The organism is Embleya sp. NPDC059213 (assembly GCF_042754445.1).
Taxonomy (GTDB): Bacteria; Actinomycetota; Actinomycetes; order Streptomycetales; family Streptomycetaceae; genus Embleya.
In genome coordinates, this window is sequence record NZ_JBHZAV010000038.1 from 39,825 (window position 1) to 58,947 (window position 19,123).

The following is a 19,123-nucleotide window of genomic DNA, read 5'->3' on the forward strand; positions in this document are numbered from 1 at the left end:
CGGTGCCGATCAAGGCCCGGCGCCCGCCGCCCCCGGGCGCCGCCTCCCGGGGCGCCCCGCCGGCGGCGTCAGCGCGACGGCAGGATCAGCAGTTCGTCCGTGCCCGGCCGACGCAGCACGTCCACGGGATGGCCGTACAGCTCGGTCAACACCGGCGCGGTGCACACCTCTTCCGGCGGGCCGCACCCGACCAGGCGGCCCCGGGCGAGCAGGGCGATCCGGTCCGCGTAGGCGGCGGCCAGGTTGAGGTCGTGCAGCACGATCACCACCGCGTCGCCTCGACGGGCCCGGTCCCGGGCCAGCCGCAGCACGTCCTCGGTGTGCTTGAGGTCCAGGGCGGCGGTGGGCTCGTCGAGGAAGAGTACGGGCGCGCCCTGCGCGAGCACCCGGGCCAGCGAGACCCGGGCCCGCTCGCCGCCGGACAACGACGGGTAGACCCGGTCGGCCAGGTGCGCCACGTCCGTCTCGGCCAGGCACCGGGCCACGATCGTGTCCTCGGACTCGTCGCTCGGCAGCCCCGCGTGCGGCGCGCGGCCCATCCGGACCACCTCGTCCACGGTGAACGGGAAGGACAGCGTGACGCTCTGCGGCAACACCCCGCGACGCAGCGCCAGATCGCGCTGCGAGTAGTCGGCCAACGCCCGATCGGCGATCCGCACGGTGCCGTGATGCGGCGTCAGGTCGCCGGTGAGCAGGCCGAGCAGGGTGGACTTGCCCGCGCCGTTGGGACCGAGCACCGCGACGATCTCGCCGTGGCGCACGGTCAACGAGACGCCGTCGACCAGGTTGCGGCCGGTGATGCCATAGGTGACATCCTCCGCTTCGACGCCGATCCTGCCGATTTCGGGCGCGCTCGCGAGCGCCGCGGTCCGGTTCCGGGCGAGCAGCCTCATCAGGCCCAACCTCCTTGCCGGGAACGGGTCCTGCGCAGCAGCCACAGGAAGAACGGGGCGCCGATCAGCGCGGTGAGCACGCCGAGCGGAACCTCCTTGGGCATCGCGATGGTGCGCGCCGCGAGGTCCGCACCGACGGTGACCAGCGCGCCGAGCACGGCGCTCGCGGGCAGCAGCAGCCGGTGTCGCGGGCCGGCGATCAGCCGGATGATGTGCGGAACGACCAGGCCGACGAAGGTGATCACGCCGGCTGCGGCGACGGCCGCGCCGACCAGGGTGGCACTGAGCACGACCACCACGATGCGCACCCGTTCGGTGTCCACACCCAGGTGTCGGGCGCCGCGTTCGCCGAGCGCCATGATGTCGAGCGCGCGGGCGTACCGGGGCAGGATCAGCAGGCCGACGAGCGCGAACGGCGCGAGCGCGCCGATGATCTTCCAGCTCGCGCCGCCGACGCTGCCCAGGTTCCAGAAGGTGATGCTGCGCAGTTCGGCGTCGTCGGCGACGAAGGTGAACAGCCCGATCGCGGCGCCGGCCAGCGCGTTGATCGCGATGCCGGTCAGCACCAGGGTGACCACCTCGGTGCGGCCGTCCGCACGCGAGAGCAGATAGACGAACAGCGTGGTGAGCAGGCCGCCGGCGAAGGCGAACGCGGTCACCGTCCAGGAGCCGAACGTGGACACGCCCAGCACGATCGCGCCGACCGCGCCCAGGGCCGCGCCGGAGGACACGCCGATCACGCCGGGCTCGGCGAGCGGGTTGCCGAACACGCCCTGCATCGCGGCCCCGGCGCAGCCCAGGCACGCGCCGACCATGATGCCCAGCACGATGCGCGGGAAGCGGATGTTCCACAACACCGCCTCGTTGGCCTGTGAGACGTGGCCGACGTCCAGGCCCAGATGTCGCAGCGCCGAGGAGAGCACCTGGTCGGAGGGGATGTCGAAGGCCCCCATGCCGGCCGAGACGATGCTCGTGACCAGGAGCAGCAACAACAGGGTCGGCATCAGCCAACGGCCGTGCCGACGCGGCGCGGCGGTGACCGGGGTCGCCGCGGTCGTCGAGGCCGCGGGGGGAACCGGGGTGGTCGTTTTCGCGAGTTCGACCACCGGCGGCAGTGAGTGCGGTTCGTCCGCGGGTTCTTGACGCTCCGTCACCGTTGCCACGGTCTCCCCCGTCCCTTCCCGTTGTTCGTGCGCAAGCGCGGGGCGGGCCGGCACGGCCCGTCCGGCGCTTGCGGTCGGCGGGCCGCGGCCCGGCCGTCCCTAGCCATGCAGCAGATCGACGAGCTTGTTCAGCGCGACGCCCGCGGTCGGGCCACCGCCGCCCAGTTCGAGGTCGTCCATCGCGACGACCTTGCGGTTCTGGCCGGCGGGCGTCTGGGCGACACCGGGCAGCTTGAGCACGCCGTCGACGCCGCCGACCGACTCCAGGCCCTTCTGGAAGACCAGGATGACGTCGGGCTTGGCCGAGACCATCGCCTCGGGGGTCAGCGCGGCGGACATCTCGACGCCCAGCTCGGTGCCGGTGTCGATGCCGCCGGCCGCGGTGATCATGCTGTCCGGGCCCAGGCCCTTGCCGCCGATCTGGTACAGGTTGGCCTGCCCGCGGATGTAGAGGAACGCCACGCGCGGCTTGGTGGTGGCCTGCGCGCCCTTGGCCTTGGCCGTGGCGATCTCGCCGGCGGTCCGGTCGGCCAGCGTCTTGCCCTTGTCCGGCACGCCCAGCGCGGTGGCGATGGTGGTGATCCGGGTGATCGCGTCCTCGGGCTTGCTGCTGTCCGGGATCAGCACGATCGGTACGCCGGCCGCCTTGAGCTGGTCGATCGCGGTGCGCGGGCCGACCGAGGCGCTGCCGATGGCGACGGTGGGCCGCTGGGCGAGGATGCCCTCGGGGTTGAGGCCGCGCGAGTTGCCGAAGGTCGGCTTGCCCTTGCTCTCCGGCAGGACGGCGCCGGAGGTGTCCACGCCGACCACGTTCGGGGCCAGGCCCAGGGCGTACACGGTCTGCGCGATGTCGCCGCCGAGCGGCACGATCCGGCTCGCGTCCTTGACGGTGACCTTGCCCATCGTGGTGTCCACGGTGGCGGGCAGCACCGAACCGGCCGGGGCCTGGTCGGCCTTGCCGTCGGACTTCTTGTCGTCGTCGCCGCACGCCGTGGCGAACGCGGTGATGGCGAGGACGGCCGCGGCCACCTTCAAGCTTGTTCGACGCAGACGCATCCGGCGGCCTTTCGGGCTGTGGAGAGAGCGGAAGGCAGGCTTCCGTTATTAGGCAAGCCTTGCCTTGTCCTACTCCGCAACCTAGAGGTGAGGCTTGCCTAACTTCAAGCCCGGATCGGGTGGACAACGTCACATGTGGGGCGTGCTCGCCGGCTCACCGGACGAGCAGGCGCGACACCGACATCGCCGGCGTCAGCGCTCGCGCCAGGCGCGGCTGTGCCGACGGATCTCGGCGGCGGAGAAGTTCTCGTGGTCCTCGCCCCACGCGGTGACCCCGTCGAAGGTCCACTCGGTGAGGCCGTTGACGGTGAACAGATTCGGGTTCAGGAAGAAGCCGAGCCGGTTGTGCATGCGCCCCTCGGCGTGCAGTTCGCGGCCGAGTTCGTCGACGCCGTCCAGGACGATCCGGGTCGCCCAGCCGGTGGCGTCGTCGCGTTCGACCACCTCGCGGCGCCCCTTGGCCAGCTTGGCCCAGGTGCCGTCGCGGAGCAGGTAGCCGTGGATGGACACGCAGCCCGAGCCGAAATCCAGGGTGATGCTGTGGAAGGCGTCCCGCGCGGAGGCGGTCGCGTAGCTGTAGCCGCCGCGCTTGGCGGGCGACTGCATCAGGCCCGGACCGAACTGCGAACGCGGCCCCCACGAACGGTCCCGGAAGCCGTACGAGTCGACCGCGATCTCCTCGCCGCGCAGCACCACCGTGCCGGTGTACCGCCCGGGCTGGTCCACGTGCTTGTCCCCGAGGTAGTGCGGCGGCAGCACCCCGGTGAAGGTCAGGTCGACGTGGATCTCGTCGCCGCCGTCCGGATCGTCGTAGCCGATCTCGTACACCGCCTGCGGCCGCACGCAGCGCACCCGGAACCCGTTCGGCATGCGCAGGTCGGTCAGGTCCTGGTCCGGGATCGGCAGGTGCCAGAAGTTCTTGGCGTAGACCGCCTCGTGCGGGTGTTGCCCACTGTCGTCCCAGAAGTACGCGCCACCCGCCGCGACCCCCTGGTTCGCCCGGAAGAACGGATAGAGCTGTCCGGACAGCCGCTTGTGCGGCACCGTGAAGGTGAACCAGGAGGTCTCCGACCAGTACGGGTCGTCGCTGGTCGGGGGGTGGAACCGGTCGTCGGGGTGGTGCTCGATGTGGTCCGCGGTGTGCTGCTCGGCCGGATCTGCGGCAGCCTGCTCGGCGTGCGGCTCGGCGTGCTCGGTGGTCATGGCCAACGGGTACTACGGGTGCTTGGCCGAGTCAATGATTATGGCCGTCGAACCCGGTCGGTGATCATCCCCGGAGGCCGACCTCCACCATGAGCGGGCCCTCCGCCGGCACCGGATCGATACGGGCGATGTGTCCGGCCGCGCGCAGGTCCGTCTCGATCAGGGCCACCCGGGCCAGGTCGGCCGGGTCGCCGGTGACCGTGAGCACCGCCACCTCGGCACGCATCGAGACCTGCGCGGCGGACTTGGCCTTGCGCACGCCGGCGATCAGTTCGGACGCGATGCCCGGCAACGCCCGGTCGGCCGCCGGTGGTTGCGGCGCGGGCCAACCCGCCCGATGCACCGAGCCGGGCTGCCACCACGACCACACCTCCTCGGTCGCGAACGGCAACACCGGCGCGAGCAGTCGCAGCAGTACGGACAGCGCACTCGCGAGTGTGGCCCGAGCCGACTCGGCACCCGCCGCCGAACCGGCCTCGCCGTACGCACGGGCCTTGACCAACTCGACGTAGTCGTCGCAGAAGTACCAGAAGAACCGCTCGGTGCGCGCCAACGCCCGGGCGTAGTCGTAGTCTTCGAACGCCTCGGTCGCCGCGCGGGCCACCTCCGCCAACTCGGCGAGCAGGGCCAGGTCGAGCGGTTCGCACACCGCGGCGGGGGCTTCGGTCGGGTCGGGTGCCCCGGCCGCATCGGGTGCGTGGGCGGCATCGGGTGCCTGGGCCGCGCCGATCGAGAGCACGAACCGGCCGACGTTGAGCAGCTTGATCGCGAGCCGCCGGCCGACCTTCATCTGGCCGACGTCGAACGCGGTGTCCACCCCGGGCCGGCCGCTCGCCGCCCAGTAGCGCACCGCGTCCGAGCCGTGTTGCGCGAGCAGGTCGACCGGAGTGACCACGTTGCCCTTGGACTTGGACATCTTCTTGCGGTCCGGGTCCAGGATCCAACCGGAGATCGCCGCGTGTGCGAACGGCAGGCTGTGGTTCTCCGCATCCGCCCGCACCACGGCGGAGAACAACCAGGTACGGATGATCTCGTGCGCCTGTGGGCGCAGGTCCATCGGGAAGACCCGGGCGAACAGATCCTCGTCGCGCCCCCAACCGCCCGCGATCTGCGGCGTGAGCGAGGACGTCGCCCACGTGTCCATCACGTCCGCGTCGCCGACGAACCCGCCCGGCTCGCCCCGCTGTTCCGCCCGGTAGCCGGGCGGCACGTCGGTGTACGGGTCGATCGGCAGATCCGCCTCGGCCGGCCGCAACGGCATGTCGTGGCGCGGTGATCCGGTCTCGTCCAACGGATACCACAGCGGCACCGGGACGCCGAAGAAGCGCTGCCGGCTGATCAGCCAGTCGCCGTTGAGGCCCTCGACCCAGGTGTCGTAGCGGACCTTCATGTGCGCGGGGTGCCAGGTCAACTCGGCGCCTCGGGCCAGCAGTCGGTCGCGCAGGTCCGCGTCACGCCCGCCGTTGCGCAGGTACCACTGCCGGGTGGTGACGATTTCGAGCGGCTTGTCGCCCTTCTCGTAGAACTTGACCGCGTGCGTGATCGGTTTCGGTTCGCCGACCAGTTCGCCGCTCTCGCGCAACATCGCCACGATCCGCTCGCGCGCGGTGAACACGGTCGCGCCGGCCAGCCGGGCGTACGCGCGGACCGCCTCGGGGGTGTCGAGCCCGGCCGGTGGATCGCTCCGGAAGCGGCCGTCCCGACCGAGCACGGCCCGTGTGTTCAGACGTAGTTCACGCCACCAGGTGACATCGGTGGTATCGCCGAACGTGCACACCATGGCGATCCCGGAACCCTTCTCCGGGTCGGCCAGCGGATGCGCGTAGACCGGCACCGGCACCCGGAACAGGGGGGTGCGCACGCTGCTCCCGAACAGGTGGGCGTAGCGCGTGTCGTCGGGATGCGCGACCAGTGCGACGCACGCGGGCAACAACTCCGGCCGGGTGGTGGCGATTTCCAGCGCGTCGCCGGTCGGCCCGCGAAACACCAGTCGGTGGAAGGCACCGGGACGCTCCCGGTCCTCCAACTCGGCCTGGGCGACCGCGGTGCGGAAGGTGACGTCCCACAGCGTGGGCGCCTCGGCCGGATAAGCCTCGCCGCGCTCCAGGTTGCGCAGGAAGGCCCGCTGGGAGGCGGTGCGCGAAGCCGTGTCGATGGTCTGGTAGGTCATCGTCCAGTCGACGGACAAGCCGAGCAGCCGCCACAGTTCCTCGAACGCCTTCTCGTCCTCGTGGGTCAGTTGCTCGCAGAGTTCGATGAAGTTCCGGCGGGAAACGGGGATTTGCCGGCCGGCAGACTTCTTGTCCGGCTTGTCGTCCGACTTCCCGTCCGGCTGCTCGGGCGGCACGAAGTCGGCGTCGTAGGGCAGCGCGGGGTCGCAGCGCACGCCGAAGTGGTTCTGCACCCGGCGCTCGGTGGGCAGGCCGTTGTCGTCCCACCCCATCGGATAGAAGACCTCGCGTCCGCACATCCGCCGGTAGCGGGCGACGGCGTCGGTGTGGGTGTACGAGAACACGTGTCCCACGTGCAACGATCCGCTGACCGTGGGCGGCGGGGTGTCGATCGAGTAGATCTCCGCGCGGGTCCGGCTCCGGTCGAAGCGGTATACGCCCGTCTCTTCCCAGACGCGCGACCATTTCGCTTCCAGCCCGTCGAGCGTGGGCTTGTCGGGCATGCGGGGGGATCCGGAGGGGGCGACCATGCCCCCGGAGCGTACCGGGAGCCGGGGCTGGACTCGACCCGATTCCGGCGCGGCGCGGGCGTGGCGTGGCGGATCGCGGCGTCGGGGGTGCGGTGCGGTGGGTCGGCGGGCCGCCCTTCGGGGGGTGGGGCGGCCCGCCGGCCTCGGTCAGGGGTGGTCGGTCGGGGGTGGTCGGTCGGGTGGCGTCGGTCAGGGGTTGGTGCGCAGGGCGCCGACGAAGGTGGTCCAGGGGGTGTGGGCGAGGGTCAGCATGCCCACGGCCGGGTCCTTGCTGTCCCGGACGTCGACGGTGCCGTCCGGGTGCGGGCGAATCTCGGTGCAGTCCCCGTTCTGCATGCTGTAGGAGCTTTTGGCCCAACGGGGCGCGGTGTTCGCGGACATGGCGTTGTCGGACATGGCGTTCTTCCTACTCAGTCGGCGAGTCGCTCCGGTCGCGAGTGACTCGGTCTGCGAGGTGCTGGGCACTGGCCGCGATGAAGGCTTCGGACTCGACGGGGCTGAGGGCGATGCCCCGCAAGTCGGCGAAGACCTTGCCGTAGTGAGCGGTGTCCTGGGCTCTTTCCAGGTACGCGTGGCTGGTGATGTTCTCCAGCGAAACCACTTCCATCCCCGACGGGGGAGGGAATCCGTAGATCGAGAACGGCGTGGGGCCGCCCGGATAGGCGCCTGCCGAAAAGGGTAGTACTTGCACGGTCACGTTCGACAGTCGCGCAATTTCGATCAAGTGAACGAGTTGCTCGCGCAGAACCCGTCGTCCGCCCACTTCCTGGCGCAGCGCGGCCTCGCCGATCACCATCAGCACCTCCAGCGGCGCCGGTTCCTCGCGGGTGAGCACACGTTGTCGATCCAGCCGTACCCGGACCCGGGTGCGGCATTGTTCGTCGACCGGACCCACGGTGCCGCCGCGGATCACCGCCGTGGCGTACTCCTCGGTCTGGAACAGTCCGGGAATGATGCTCGGCTGGAACCCCAGGCAGGACGCCACCTCGGCCTCCAAGCCGATCAAGTCCAGGAAGTCCTGCGGCAGTCGATCGGCGAGGTCGCGCCACCAGCGTTGTCGACGACCCTCGCGGGCCAGCGCCAGCCAGCCCTCGCGCGCGGCCGAATCGCGTACCTCGTACAGGTCGAGCAGCGCCTTCAGATCGAGTGCGCGGATCCCGCTGCGGCCGGACTCGATCCGGCTGACCTTCGCGGGATGGCAGGAGAGGGCGTCGGCGGCGTCCTCGAGCAGCAGCGACCTGTCCTCGCGCAGGCGGCGCAGGTTGGCGCCCAGAACACGTCTGCGCACTGTGGGGTATTGCTCGGCGCCCATGGGTCCTCCCGATCCGGCAAGCCCGAACGAGGTCCGGAAACCAAGCTCGAACAACCTGAAGACCCCCGACACACGCAGATTTCCGAGGGGTCGTCCGTGTGCGCCGTCATGGTACTCATGTCCGACACGCTGCAAGTCGAGTGAGTTGTTTGACTTGCACTTATTGCGCTCACCGAGGACGCTACTTACAGCGACTCCTCGACCACTCGGCAGGCGATCCGCGAGTGACCGGTCGCGCCTTTTCCCGACCATTGGGAGGCGAGGGAACGTGCTGCAGGAGCAAGATGCCGGCGTGAACCAGGCAGGCATCGCGTGGATCAGCGCCGCCACCCGCGATCCGCGCGACACGCGGTACACCTGGCTGACCAACCCCGGCGCACGCCGCGCGGCGGACACCGGCCGGCTGTTCGACGCGGTCGTGATGCGGGCCCGACTGGGCGCCGTCGTACTGGATCTGCTCACCGCCGCAGCCGAGCCCACCGGCGCGGTGATCGCCGAGGAGCACGCGGGCAAGTGGGCCTACCTGGTCGGGCCCGGCAGCGCCGAGGTGTGGCTCGCTGCGGTCGGCCCGGCCGACGGCACGCGATACCACTACGTCGGCCACGGCGGCTGCCTCACCCTGCCCGGCCCGCGCCCCTACCCCGGCTCGTCGATGACCTGGATCGTCCCCCCGGGCCTGGGCACCAACCTGACCTGCGTCACCAGCCTGGCCGCCGTCTACCTGGCCGCCGAGGCCGCCGGACCCGACCCCCGCTCCAGACCCGGGCCCACCCCGTGACGCGCGACGCCGGTCACGGCTGGGATCCAGGGCGGACGAAGCGTCGATCGATGGTGGGCAGGGCGGTTCGCGGGCCGGCTGCGGCCAGGACGGTGTCCAGGCAACGGGTGGGGTCGGCGGCGTAGCTGTTGCTGAACCAGGCCATGTTGGCCTCGACCACGACCCAGTGCTCCTCGGCGGAATCGGCGGTACCGGCCAGGCCGACGTCCACGACCACCGCGCCGGGCAGGTCGGCGTCCGGGTGGGCGAGCAACTCGGCCGCGAAGGAGAGTAGTTCGCCGGACCGAGGATCCTCGGTGAGCGGCAGCGGGTCGAGTTGGCCGAAGGTCGCGTAGCGCGAACCGGTGTGCACGACGCCGTCCAGTACGAACAACCGGTACTCGACGACGAATGTCCGGATCTCGCTGAGAAGGACCGGCGTCCGGCCGGGCACGGTCCGCGGCAGCCGGGTGCCGTCGGCGTACACGGCCGCCTCGAACGACTTGTCGCTCGGCGGCTTGACGAAGACCGGCGTTCGCAACCGGCGCGCCTCGTCCATGGTCGTCGCCGTGATCTCCCGCCGCGTCCAGCGCTCGGGCAGCGTGCTCAGCCAGTGGTCGGCCGGCTCCAGCAGGGCCACGTCCAGCGAATCGACCACCGTGTCGGCGAATCGGGGGCCGCCGTAGTAGGCCGCGGATCCGCGCAGGTCGGGACGCGGGCCGGTGAGCACCGCGACGGACATTCCGCGCGCGACGGCGGCCCGGGCCAACAGGTCGGCGGTCGGGGTGGTTTGGGCGGACAGGGCCAGGGTCTGGATCACGGTGGCACGTTAGGGCGTGTAGCCGAGCGGGGCGACCGGGTTTCGGATAGGAATTGGGCGAGGCTCGATCAGGGGGACGATGTGTGGGACGCGATCGTGGATGTGGCCAATGTGTGTCACTCCGAAGAGCTGTATCCGATCGGCGAGAAGGGGCCGTTTCTGGCCCGTCTGGACGCCGCCGTGGACGCTTGGCGGGCTCGGCACGGCGCCGACGTCCGGATCGAACTCGTCGCGGACAAGGCGTTGTTGCACGCGCTGGATGCGACCGATCGACGCGACCTGCGGCGGCGCGTGGCCGACGGCGAGGTGACCCTGCGCCCGGTCGCCGACACGCTCGTCCTCGAACGCGCCGAGGCCGACCGACTGCACGTGCTCAGCGGCGACTTCTTCCTCGATTTCCGACGCCGGCATCCGTGGATCCCGGCACACCCGGAGCGGTTCCATCACTGGCACCAGGACGCCCGGGGAGTGCGGTTCGTGCTGCGCGGAATCGGGGCGGAACGGGAGCGGGGGCGGGGGGATTCCGAGGACGGGGCGGGCGCGGGGCATCGGGGCGGGGAGGCCACGGGGTTCCGGGGCCGAGAGGTCGCGGGTGGCGACGAGGTCACGGCCGGCGGGGAGTTCGCGGGGCTTCGGGACGAACACTTCGACCCTGGCGAACACCCGGGGATCGCGAACACCCGGTGGCGATGCGAGGAGCCGCTGTGTGTGTACGCGCGCATGTGGACGGGCCGGCTCCCGGTCTGGCCCCGCGTGGATGCCCGCGCGGGGGCGGTCTGCCCGGAGTGCGCGAGCCCGCTCCGAGCGCTGGGGCCCCGGCGGCCGACCCGGCAGGTCGAGCTGGCCGACCACGCCACCGGCGAGCCGATCGAGCGCCTCCCGCTGGAATTGGGCAGCAACCTCGTACTCGGCCGGGGCCGGATCGCGAACGGCTACGACCTGGGCAGCCGACAGGACCGCTTCGGCGAGGCGGTGCGGTATGTGAGCCGCCAACACGTGCTGTTGCGCTTCGCGGAGGGGCGGGCCGGCGAGCACGTGTTCGCCGTCGACCTGGGCTCCTCCAACGGCACGGAAATCGAGCGATGGAACGGCTCGACCCACGAACCCGGCCGCCCACTCGACGCGGACACGGAGGAACTCCTCGCCCCCCACGACCGACTCGTCCTGGGCGGCGGGGTACGCGTCGAGCTCCCACAACACCACCTCGACCCAACAAACGAACCACCGAGGTAAGGAAACCGAAGCAAGACCGACAAACGAAGCCACACAGTCCCCAAGCGCAACGACCCCGCGAGCGCGCCGCACCGCACCCACCCCGCGAGCGCAGCAAGCCGGCCGACCCACTTCGCAACCGCAACAAACCAGCCGACCCACCCCGCGAGCACAACGCAGCGACCCACCCACCCCGTCAGCGCAACGAACCCGGCCGGCCCACCCCGCGAGCTCAGCGCAGCAGACCGCACCCGGCCGGCCCCCGCCGTGGGCGCGGGGAGGCGTGGGGTGTTGGTGGGGGTTCGGGTTGGCGACAGTCGCGTTACAGGGGGGTTGGGGTGGGGGTGGACGGGGCGGGGCGGGCGGTAGCGTTCGCGGCGGGGGTCGGGGACGGAAGTCGGACGAGAGGGGTGGCGTGAGCAGCGTCGACACGGTGTCGTTGCAGGATCTGTGGGACCGGGTGATCGGGACCCAACCGGATCCGCCGAGTTGGCTCGCGCTCGTGACCGGGGCGGTCGCGGTCGTGGTGGTGTTGTATCGCCCGACCTGGCGGCCGTTGCGGTCGGTGGTGACGATCGCGCACGAGGGTGGTCACGCGATGGTCGCGCTGCTCAGCGGGCGTCGATTGTCCGGGATCCGGCTGCACTCGGATACCTCGGGCGTGACCGTGTCCGTGGGCAGGCCGCGCGGCCTGGGGATGGTGCTCACCGCGATGGCCGGCTACATCACGCCGTCCCTGTTGGGCGCGGGTGGCGCGGCGCTGCTCGCGGGGGCGCACATCACCATGGTGTTGTGGGTGGCGCTGGTGTTGCTCGCGCTGATGTTCATCGCGATACGCAACTGGTTCGGCGCCCTGGTGCTGCTGGTGACCGGCGGGGTGATCTTCGCGATCTCCTGGCTGGCCAGTGCGCGGATCCAGGCGGCGTTCGCCTACCTGTTGGTGTGGTTCCTGCTCGTGGCCGGGGTACGGCCGGTGCTCGAACTCCAGCAGATGCGCAGCCGCGGGCGGGCCCCCTGGTCGGACGCGGACCAGCTCGCCGACCTGACCCGGATCCCCGGGGCGGTGTGGGTCGGCTTCTTCGGGCTGGTCTCGGCCGCGGCCCTGGGCCTCGGCGCGGGCTCGCTGCTCACCTGACCGTCGGGACCGGTCCCCGATCCCCCGCCGGGTTCCACGAACCCGCCGGCGGATCGAACGCACGTCCCGGCCCGACGCAGGCCGGCTCCGCCTGGAGGCGGGGCCGGCCTGCGTCTGCTCAGAGTGCGTCGGGGAGCTTCGCGAGCACGCCGTCGTAGATCCGCTTGAGCCCGGCCGGCGCGAAGGTCTTCTCGAAGAAGCCCCCGATGCCGCCGGCCCCGTTCCACACCGTGACGATCTCGACCCGGCTGCCCGCGCCGTCCGCCGACACGGTCCAGGTGGTGACCATCGACGAGTTGGCGTCGGTCTCCACCAGCGTCAGGGCGGCCGGCTCGGTGACCGTCACCAGGCAGTCGCGCGAGCGCTTGCTCGTGGCCTGCAGGCGCCAGTGCGCCACCGTGCCGGCACCCTTGCCGCCCTCGCGCACGTCATACTCCGAGAAGTGCTCGGTGAGCAGCTTGGGCCGCACGTCCGCGTAATCCGCGACGGCCGCGAAAACCGCCTCCGGTTCCGCCGCCACAGTCGTGTGTGCGGTTGCCCTGACCTGCGCCATGACCACTCCTTGCCCTCGATTGCTGTCGGCCGGGTCAAGCAAACCACTCCACCGCCCGGGCACCGAATCGTGCTCCGGTTACCCGCCGGTCGGCACGGGGTCTCAGGCGATCTCCACGCCGAACGAGCCGGCCAACCCGGCCAGGTCGAACTCGTAGCCCTGACCCTCCGTACGGAACTTCCACCCGACACCGTGGCGGTAGAACGTGCCGAGCAGCAACACCCGTTCGACCGTGGCGGCGTCGAGCACCGAGCGGCGGAACGAGGTGGCCTGGAACGGCGCCACGTCGATCTCGATCGGCCCGACCGCCGCGAACGTGCTCGTCCCGTCGACCGAAGCCGCGACCACGACGCGATGTACGTCACGTGGCAGCGCATCCAGTTCGAGGGTGACGGTCTGCTCGGCGGGGCCGGACGCGTCCAGTGCGACCACGTCCAGCGGGGCGACCGGCTGGTTCCAGAACACGAAATCGGAATCGCCGCGTACTCGTTCGTGCTCGTCCAGCAGGAACGCCACGATGTCGATGTCCTCGTCGGGGCGATCCCACGCCCACGAGGCGTTCAGGATCCACCGGCCGGGCCGGGCGTCGCCGGGCAGTTGCACCGCGCCGCCGCGCGGAAGGTTGCTCGCGCTCGCACCGGGGCCGGAGGAGGCGGGGGCGGGGGTCGGCGCCTCGGTCGGTGCCGCCCGCCACTGGGCTTCGGTCAGGCAGACCGCGCCGAACGCCTGGGCCCGGGCGATCCGGGGATCGCTCGCCGCGCCGGGCAACACCAGCACGGTGTCCACGGTCGAGGTGAGGTTGATCCGGAGCCGGGCGCCCGATTCGCTCACGAGTTGGCGCACCCGGCCGCCCTCGGCGTGCTCGTCCCGGCCCTGGAGAACCAGGACCTGACGCACCGTCGGGCGGGTGGACGGCGGCGACGGGGTGTCGGCCACCCCCGAGGCGGGTGCGGGTTCCGGCTCGGGTTCCGGCTCCGGGCGTGGGGCCGGGACTCGCACCGGGGCGGATCCGGCGATCGGGGTGCCCGGGTGCACCCGGGCCAACAGCCGCAGGTAGGTGGCCTCGTCGATCACCGGCGTGCCCAGGCGCGCGGCCGTACGGTTCTTGCCGCTGCCGCTGCCCGGGTCCTCGGTCACCAGGACGGAGGTCTTGCCGCTGACCGAAGTCGCCACGTACAGACCGGCCTCGGCCGCCTGTCGCTCCAACTGCTCGCGCGCATGGCCCGCGCCGCCGGTGAAGGCCACCCGCATGCCCTGGACCAGACCGACCGCGAGGTCGAGCCGGCCCGGATTCGTCCACGGGCAGGGCGCCTTCGGCCCGGCGGCCCGCTCCGGGATCCGCTTGCGCGCCGCCGCCCCGCGCCGCAGCCCGGAGCCGCTGTCGGGCACGGCCAACGGCAGCGGCAGGCCGGCCCCGGCCGCCTCGTGCAGGCCGTACCGGAAGATCTCACCGAGCACCCGCGCGTCGTCCACCGCGTCGTGCGCGCGCAGTTGGCGGACCCGGTAGTGCGCCGCGAGGGTGGCCAGCTTGTAGTCGCCGATCGGCAGTTCCAGATGTCGCGCCAGCGCCATCGTGCACAACCGTCGGCGCATCGGCCACGGCGTGTCCAGCCGGCGGTACTCCGAGGTCAACATCCCCCAGTCGAACGGCGCGTTGTGCGCGACCAGCACCCGCCCGTCCAGGTACTCGGCCAAGTCGTCCGCGATCCGGTCGAACGTGGGCGCGCCCGCGAGCCGTTCCGGGGTCAGTCCGTGGATGTGCACCGGCCCGGGATCCCGTTCCGGGTCCACCAGCGTCGACCACCGGTCGGTCACCGTACCGGCTCGATCGAGCAACTCCACGGCGACCGAGACGATGCGATCCGAACTACGGAGCCCGGTGGTCTCCACGTCCACCACCGCGTAGTCGCTCGGGTAGTCGGCGGGCCAGTGGGCAAGCGGTGTGACTGTCACCCAGGGACCGTACAACGCATCGCTCGAACGCGCTTGGTGAGCACCGGAATCGAGGGATCGTCCGGCCCGGATCGCACATCCTGGCGTCGCGCCTCGCGGGCTGCGGGGCACGGGACGCGCAACACGGGTCGGGCGTCAGGTGTTCGGCTGGTACTTCTCCAGTTCCGGAATGACTTCCTTGCCCAGGATTTCGATCGTCCGCATGATGTCGCGGTGTTCCAAAAAGCCCCACTGGACGTAGCAGATCAGCTCGTCCACGCCCAGGTCGGCGTAGCGCTTCATCTTGCGGATGCAGGTCTCCACGTCGCCGATCACGATCATGTCCGCCGCGTCGAAGGTCTCCACCGGCACGGTGCCTTCGAACATCGGCTTCAGGAGCGGGAAGGTCTTGTCCTGTTCGGCCGGGGAGAGGTGCGGCAGTTCCCATTCGAGGGTGAACATCGCCAGGTTCTTGTACCACCACGCGACCGAGTCCCAGACCCGCCGGTCGATCTGCTTGCGTCCGGTCGTGTGCACCAGGGTGTAGGCCGCGACCTTGTTCGTGGTCACCTCGGTCAGCGGCGTCGGGGTCTGTGCCGCCGCCCGGTAGGCGGCCACCTGGGCAGCCATCGTCTCCAGCGGCTGCATGATCGAGAAGGACAACATGCCCAACCCGTTGCGGCCGGCGATCTCCGCCGAGCCCTGTGACGTGGCGGCCATCCAGCACGGCGGGTGCGGGTCCTGGAACGGTTTGGGCGTGACCATCCGGCGCGGGAAGGAGAAGCGCTCCGACTCGTACTCGAAGTACTCCTCGCGCCACATGCCGGTGACGATCTCGATCGCCTCGCGCCAGTCGTCCCGCGAGCGGGCGATGTCCACGCCGAACGCGGTCTGCTCCATCGGGGTGGACCGACCGGTCCCCCACTCGACCCGGCCGCCGGACAGGATGTCCACGGTCGCGACCTTCTCCGCGATCCGCTGCGGCGGCGTGAACCCGAACGGGGTCAGCGTGACGCCGAAGCCCATCCGGATCCGCTCGGTGATGCCGGCCAGGTGACCGAGGAAGACCTCGGAGGCCGGCATGTGCGAGCGGCCCTCGCGGAAGTGGTGCTCCACCGCCCAGACGGTGTTGAAGCCCATCCGGTCGGCCAGCCGGATCTGCTCGACCGCCTCGCGATACGCACGCTGTTCCTCGCGCCGTTGGCCGTACGGGTGTTCACCGTGCCACGGGCGCGGCACGTCCACTTCGTAGAGCACGTCGAGCTTCATCGCGGACTCCATTTTCGATATATTGAAAAATGTTTTCGAATCCCGTATTTCGTGGTCCCGAGTGTGACCCGCCGAGGTACCGGCCACAAGGTGCCCGGGGGTCGGAGAGTCGCCGTCATGGTTCGTCCCGCCCTGGCCGCCGGTCGTGCGGTCGAGATTCTGAACTTCTTCGCCGCGCATCCGGGCGGCGCGTACACGCTGTCCGAGCTGCACGCCGCGCTCGGCATCAATCTCGCGTCCGCGTTGTCGGTGCTCCAGGCACTGGAGGACGCCGGATATCTGGTGCGGCATCCGCGCCGCAAGACCTACGAGTTGGGTCCGGCCCTGGTCGCGCTCGGGGACGCGGCGCTGCGCGGCAACCCGGCGGTGGACCTGGCTCGCGGCCAACTGCGGGAGATGGCGGACGAGTTCGACACCGAGGTGATCGCCAGCGTCGCGGTGGGCGACGAGATCGTCATCCTGGCCGTCGAGGGCCGGCCGCAACTGGCCTCCGCCGACGTGCGGGTGGGGCAGCGGTTGCGGATGGTGCCACCGCTGGGCCAGGTCTTCCACGCCTGGTCCACGCCGGCGGAGGTGGACGCGTGGCTGGACCGGCTGGACGAACGGGTGCGCGGTACGGCCCGGATCCACCTGCCGCCGACGCTGGCGGCGGTGCGCGAGCGCGGCTACTCGATCACCCTGGACAGTCCGACCCGGACCCGGATCGGCGACACGCTGGAGCGGATGGCCGAACACCCGTGCGAGGCGACGCTGTTGCGCGACCGGTTGGCCGAGTTGGCCGCCGCGCTCGGGGAGGAGGAGTACGAGCTGGTCGCGGTCGACCCGGACACCGTCTACGACATCTCGACCCTGGTCGCCCCGGTCTTCGACGCCGCCGGTCGGGTCGCGGTCGCGCTGACCGTGAACGGCCTCAAGGGGGTGACCGGTCGGCGGGTGACGGGCCACGGCGAGCGGTTGGGCGCGGTCGCCCGGCTGGTCACCCGACGGTCGGGCGGCCGGGCACCGGAGTAGGGCCGGGGGCGGGGCGGGAGCGGGGCGGGGACCGAGACAGGGTCCGGATGGGTGCCGCGAGGTGGGCGATGCCTGCCGCGGCTGCGCTGCTTGCGTGCGTGGTGTTTCGGATCGGTGCCGTGCGGGTGTGTTTCGGATCGGCGCTGCGCGGGTGTGTATTTCGTGAGCGTGTCGGGGCGCTCACCGTGTGAGCACTCGCTCACCGTCGGGCAATCCGCGCGTAACACGGGGCCGGTTCCTTAACCCGCGCGTAACACCGAGGTATACGGCAGGAAACCCGGGCTGCCCACCCTGACCACAGTCCCCGACCCGATCAGGCCCATGAGGGAGCCGCATGACCGTCGCGACCGACGCCCCGAACGCCGGAGACACCGCGTGGTTGCTGGTGGCCACGGCGCTCGTGCTGCTGATGACCCCCGCCCTGGCGATCTTCTACGGCGGCATGGTCCGGGCCAAGAGTGTGCTCAACATGCTGATGATGAGCTTCGTGGCGATCGCGGTGGTGACCGTGGTCTGGATCGCCTTCGGCTACAGCCTGGCCTTCGGCGGCGATGTGGGCGGCGGGCTGCTCGGTGATCTCGGCGACGTGTTCATGGCCGGCACCAAGCCGACCGACCTGCACGGCACGGTGCCCGAGCTGCTGTTCATGGCGTTCCAGTTGACCTTCGCGATCCTGACCGTGGCGCTGATCTCCGGTGCGATCGCCGACCGCACCCGGTTCAAGGCGTGGGTGCTCTTCTGCGCGGTCTGGGTCATCTGCGTATACGTGCCGCTGGCGCACTGGGTGTGGGGGCCGAACGGCTGGATCGCGCACCGGCTCGGCGCACTCGACTTCGCGGGCGGCCTGGTGGTCGAGATCAACTGCGGCGCGGCGGGTATGGCGGTGGCCCTGGTACTCGGCCCGCGGATCGGCTTCAAGCGTGATCCGATGCGACCGCACAACCTGCCGCTCGTGGTGCTCGGGGCCGGATTGTTGTGGTTCGGCTGGTTCGGCTTCAACGGCGGCTCGGCGCTGGGCGCGAACGGCCTGGCCGCTCAGGCGCTGGTGAACACGCAGGCGGCCGGGTGCACCGCGCTGCTCGGCTGGCTGGCGGTGGAGAAGCGCCGGGACGGGCACGCCACCACGCTCGGGGCGGCCTCCGGCGCGGTCGCGGGCCTGGTCGCGATCACCCCCGCCTGTGGCGTGGTGGATCTGCCCGGCGCGATGGCGATCGGCCTGGTCGCGGGGGTGCTGTGCAGCTTCGCGGTGGGTTGGAAGCACCGCTTCGGCTACGACGACTCGCTCGACGTGGTCGGCGTGCACTACGTCGGCGGGGTGGTCGGTACGTTGCTGATCGGCCTGTTCGCCGCCGCCGACGTCACCGGCGGGCCGGCGGGCCTGCTGCACGGTGGCGGCCTCGCGCTGCTGGGCAAGCAGGTGGTGGCGATCGTGGTGGTGACCGCGTTCTCCTTCGGCGTCACGTACACGATCGCCAAGGTGATCGACCGCACCATCGGCTTCCGCGCCCACGCCGACCACGAGCAGGTCGGCCTGGACCTGGCCGTACACGCCGAAACGGCCTACGACCTCACCGCCTTCGCCGGCACCAAGCGCACCCCCACCCCCCGCCCCACCTCGAAGCCGGCAAACGACCTGGACCTGGGCTGACCTCGCCGGCCGGGGATCACGGGCCGGCGAATCGGGCGGGTCGGCCGAGGGCGGGTCGCCGGTTCAGCGGAGGGGTCGGCGGGTGAGGAGGGCCGCCGTGGCGAGGGTGGCCAGGGCGGCGGCGGTGGGCAGGGCTGCTCGGCGGGCGAGTTTTCGGGTGTTGTGGTGGTCGAAGATCGCGCCGCTGGACTGGAACGAGAAGGCGGACCAGACCGACTGGGCCGAGAACGCCGAGGCCACGCCCAGGTAGGAGCCGATCGAGGCGGCCGACAGGGTCGAACCGATCGACCCGGCGGACAGGGCGGAGCCGACCGAACCGATCGACAACACCGAGCCGACCGAGCCGATCGAGAGCACCGAACCCTCGGAGGCGATCGACAACACCGAGTTGTGCGAACGCCAGGACAGGATCGAACCGTGGGCGTCGACGCCGGACCGCTTCTTCGTCATCGGCCCAG

Annotated in this window: 17 protein-coding genes; 5 read left to right on the top strand and 12 right to left on the bottom strand. The window is 71.1% G+C overall.

Translation table 11 applies throughout. From position 1 onward, the window contains the following. Positions 1–68 precede the first annotated feature (68 nt). From ACFXMF_RS16775 to ACFXMF_RS16805, 7 genes are all read right to left on the bottom strand, one after another. Entirely contained in the window at positions 69–893 is an 825-nt protein-coding gene (locus tag ACFXMF_RS16775) for a heme ABC transporter ATP-binding protein (protein WP_379992033.1), read from the bottom strand. Further along, complete coding sequence (locus tag ACFXMF_RS16780) at positions 893–1,999, bottom strand: iron ABC transporter permease (RefSeq protein ID WP_360314900.1); 1,107 nt, start codon at positions 1,997–1,999, stop codon at positions 893–895. The genes ACFXMF_RS16775 and ACFXMF_RS16780 overlap by 1 nt, the downstream gene beginning before the upstream one ends. Before the next feature lie 156 nt (positions 2,000–2,155). Further along, positions 2,156–3,085, bottom strand: coding sequence for an ABC transporter substrate-binding protein (locus ACFXMF_RS16785; RefSeq protein WP_360314748.1), 930 nt, complete (start codon positions 3,083–3,085; stop codon positions 2,156–2,158). Between the two features lie 219 nt (positions 3,086–3,304). Continuing rightward, positions 3,305–4,315: a hypothetical protein gene (locus ACFXMF_RS16790; RefSeq protein WP_360314746.1), complete on the bottom strand. Its 1,011-nt coding sequence runs from the start codon at positions 4,313–4,315 to the stop codon at positions 3,305–3,307. Between the two features lie 64 nt (positions 4,316–4,379). Then, complete coding sequence (gene valS, locus ACFXMF_RS16795) at positions 4,380–6,989, bottom strand: valine--tRNA ligase (protein ID WP_379992602.1); 2,610 nt, start codon at positions 6,987–6,989, stop codon at positions 4,380–4,382. 216 nt (positions 6,990–7,205) lie between these two features. After that, on the bottom strand, positions 7,206–7,412 hold the full coding sequence (locus ACFXMF_RS16800) for a DUF397 domain-containing protein (protein WP_379990515.1): 207 nt from the start codon (positions 7,410–7,412) through the stop codon (positions 7,206–7,208). Positions 7,413–7,422: 10 nt separating this feature from the next. Next, positions 7,423–8,328, bottom strand: coding sequence for a helix-turn-helix transcriptional regulator (locus ACFXMF_RS16805; protein WP_360314740.1), 906 nt, complete (start codon positions 8,326–8,328; stop codon positions 7,423–7,425). A 292-nt stretch (positions 8,329–8,620) separates the two neighbouring features. On the opposite strand from ACFXMF_RS16805, the gene ACFXMF_RS16810 reads away from it, so the two are divergent. Further along, on the top strand, positions 8,621–9,106 hold the full coding sequence (locus ACFXMF_RS16810; RefSeq protein WP_360314738.1) for a hypothetical protein: 486 nt from the start codon (positions 8,621–8,623) through the stop codon (positions 9,104–9,106). A gap of 13 nt (positions 9,107–9,119) precedes the next feature. Here ACFXMF_RS16810 and ACFXMF_RS16815 read toward each other — a convergent pair whose 3' ends face one another. Beyond that, positions 9,120–9,905, bottom strand: a complete 786-nt coding sequence (locus ACFXMF_RS16815; protein WP_379990517.1) for an ATP-grasp domain-containing protein — start codon at positions 9,903–9,905, stop codon at positions 9,120–9,122. Positions 9,906–10,001: 96 nt separating this feature from the next. Between ACFXMF_RS16815 and ACFXMF_RS16820 the strand changes: the two genes are divergently transcribed. Next, positions 10,002–11,138, top strand: coding sequence for an FHA domain-containing protein (locus ACFXMF_RS16820; protein WP_379990518.1), 1,137 nt, complete (start codon positions 10,002–10,004; stop codon positions 11,136–11,138). 394 nt (positions 11,139–11,532) lie between these two features. Continuing rightward, entirely contained in the window at positions 11,533–12,252 is a 720-nt protein-coding gene (locus tag ACFXMF_RS16825; protein ID WP_360314732.1) for a M50 family metallopeptidase, read from the top strand. A gap of 118 nt (positions 12,253–12,370) precedes the next feature. Here the strand turns inward: ACFXMF_RS16825 and ACFXMF_RS16830 are convergent, their stop codons facing one another. From ACFXMF_RS16830 to ACFXMF_RS16840, 3 genes are all read right to left on the bottom strand, one after another. Continuing rightward, positions 12,371–12,805: an SRPBCC family protein gene (locus tag ACFXMF_RS16830; RefSeq protein ID WP_379990519.1), complete on the bottom strand. Its 435-nt coding sequence runs from the start codon at positions 12,803–12,805 to the stop codon at positions 12,371–12,373. A 102-nt stretch (positions 12,806–12,907) separates the two neighbouring features. After that, positions 12,908–14,758: a TerD family protein gene (locus tag ACFXMF_RS16835; RefSeq protein ID WP_379990520.1), complete on the bottom strand. Its 1,851-nt coding sequence runs from the start codon at positions 14,756–14,758 to the stop codon at positions 12,908–12,910. A 135-nt stretch (positions 14,759–14,893) separates the two neighbouring features. Continuing rightward, complete coding sequence (locus tag ACFXMF_RS16840) at positions 14,894–16,006, bottom strand: LLM class flavin-dependent oxidoreductase (protein WP_360314726.1); 1,113 nt, start codon at positions 16,004–16,006, stop codon at positions 14,894–14,896. A gap of 117 nt (positions 16,007–16,123) precedes the next feature. On the opposite strand from ACFXMF_RS16840, the gene ACFXMF_RS16845 reads away from it, so the two are divergent. Beyond that, entirely contained in the window at positions 16,124–17,017 is an 894-nt protein-coding gene (locus ACFXMF_RS16845; RefSeq protein ID WP_360314724.1) for a helix-turn-helix domain-containing protein, read from the top strand. Between the two features lie 334 nt (positions 17,018–17,351). Next, the gene (locus tag ACFXMF_RS16850) at positions 17,352–18,665 is read left to right on the top strand and encodes an ammonium transporter (protein ID WP_360314722.1); all 1,314 of its coding nucleotides are present in this window, start codon (positions 17,352–17,354) and stop codon (positions 18,663–18,665) included. Positions 18,666–18,728: 63 nt separating this feature from the next. Here the strand turns inward: ACFXMF_RS16850 and ACFXMF_RS16855 are convergent, their stop codons facing one another. Continuing rightward, positions 18,729–19,115, bottom strand: a complete 387-nt coding sequence (locus tag ACFXMF_RS16855; RefSeq protein WP_360314720.1) for a hypothetical protein — start codon at positions 19,113–19,115, stop codon at positions 18,729–18,731. Positions 19,116–19,123: the final 8 nt, after the last annotated feature.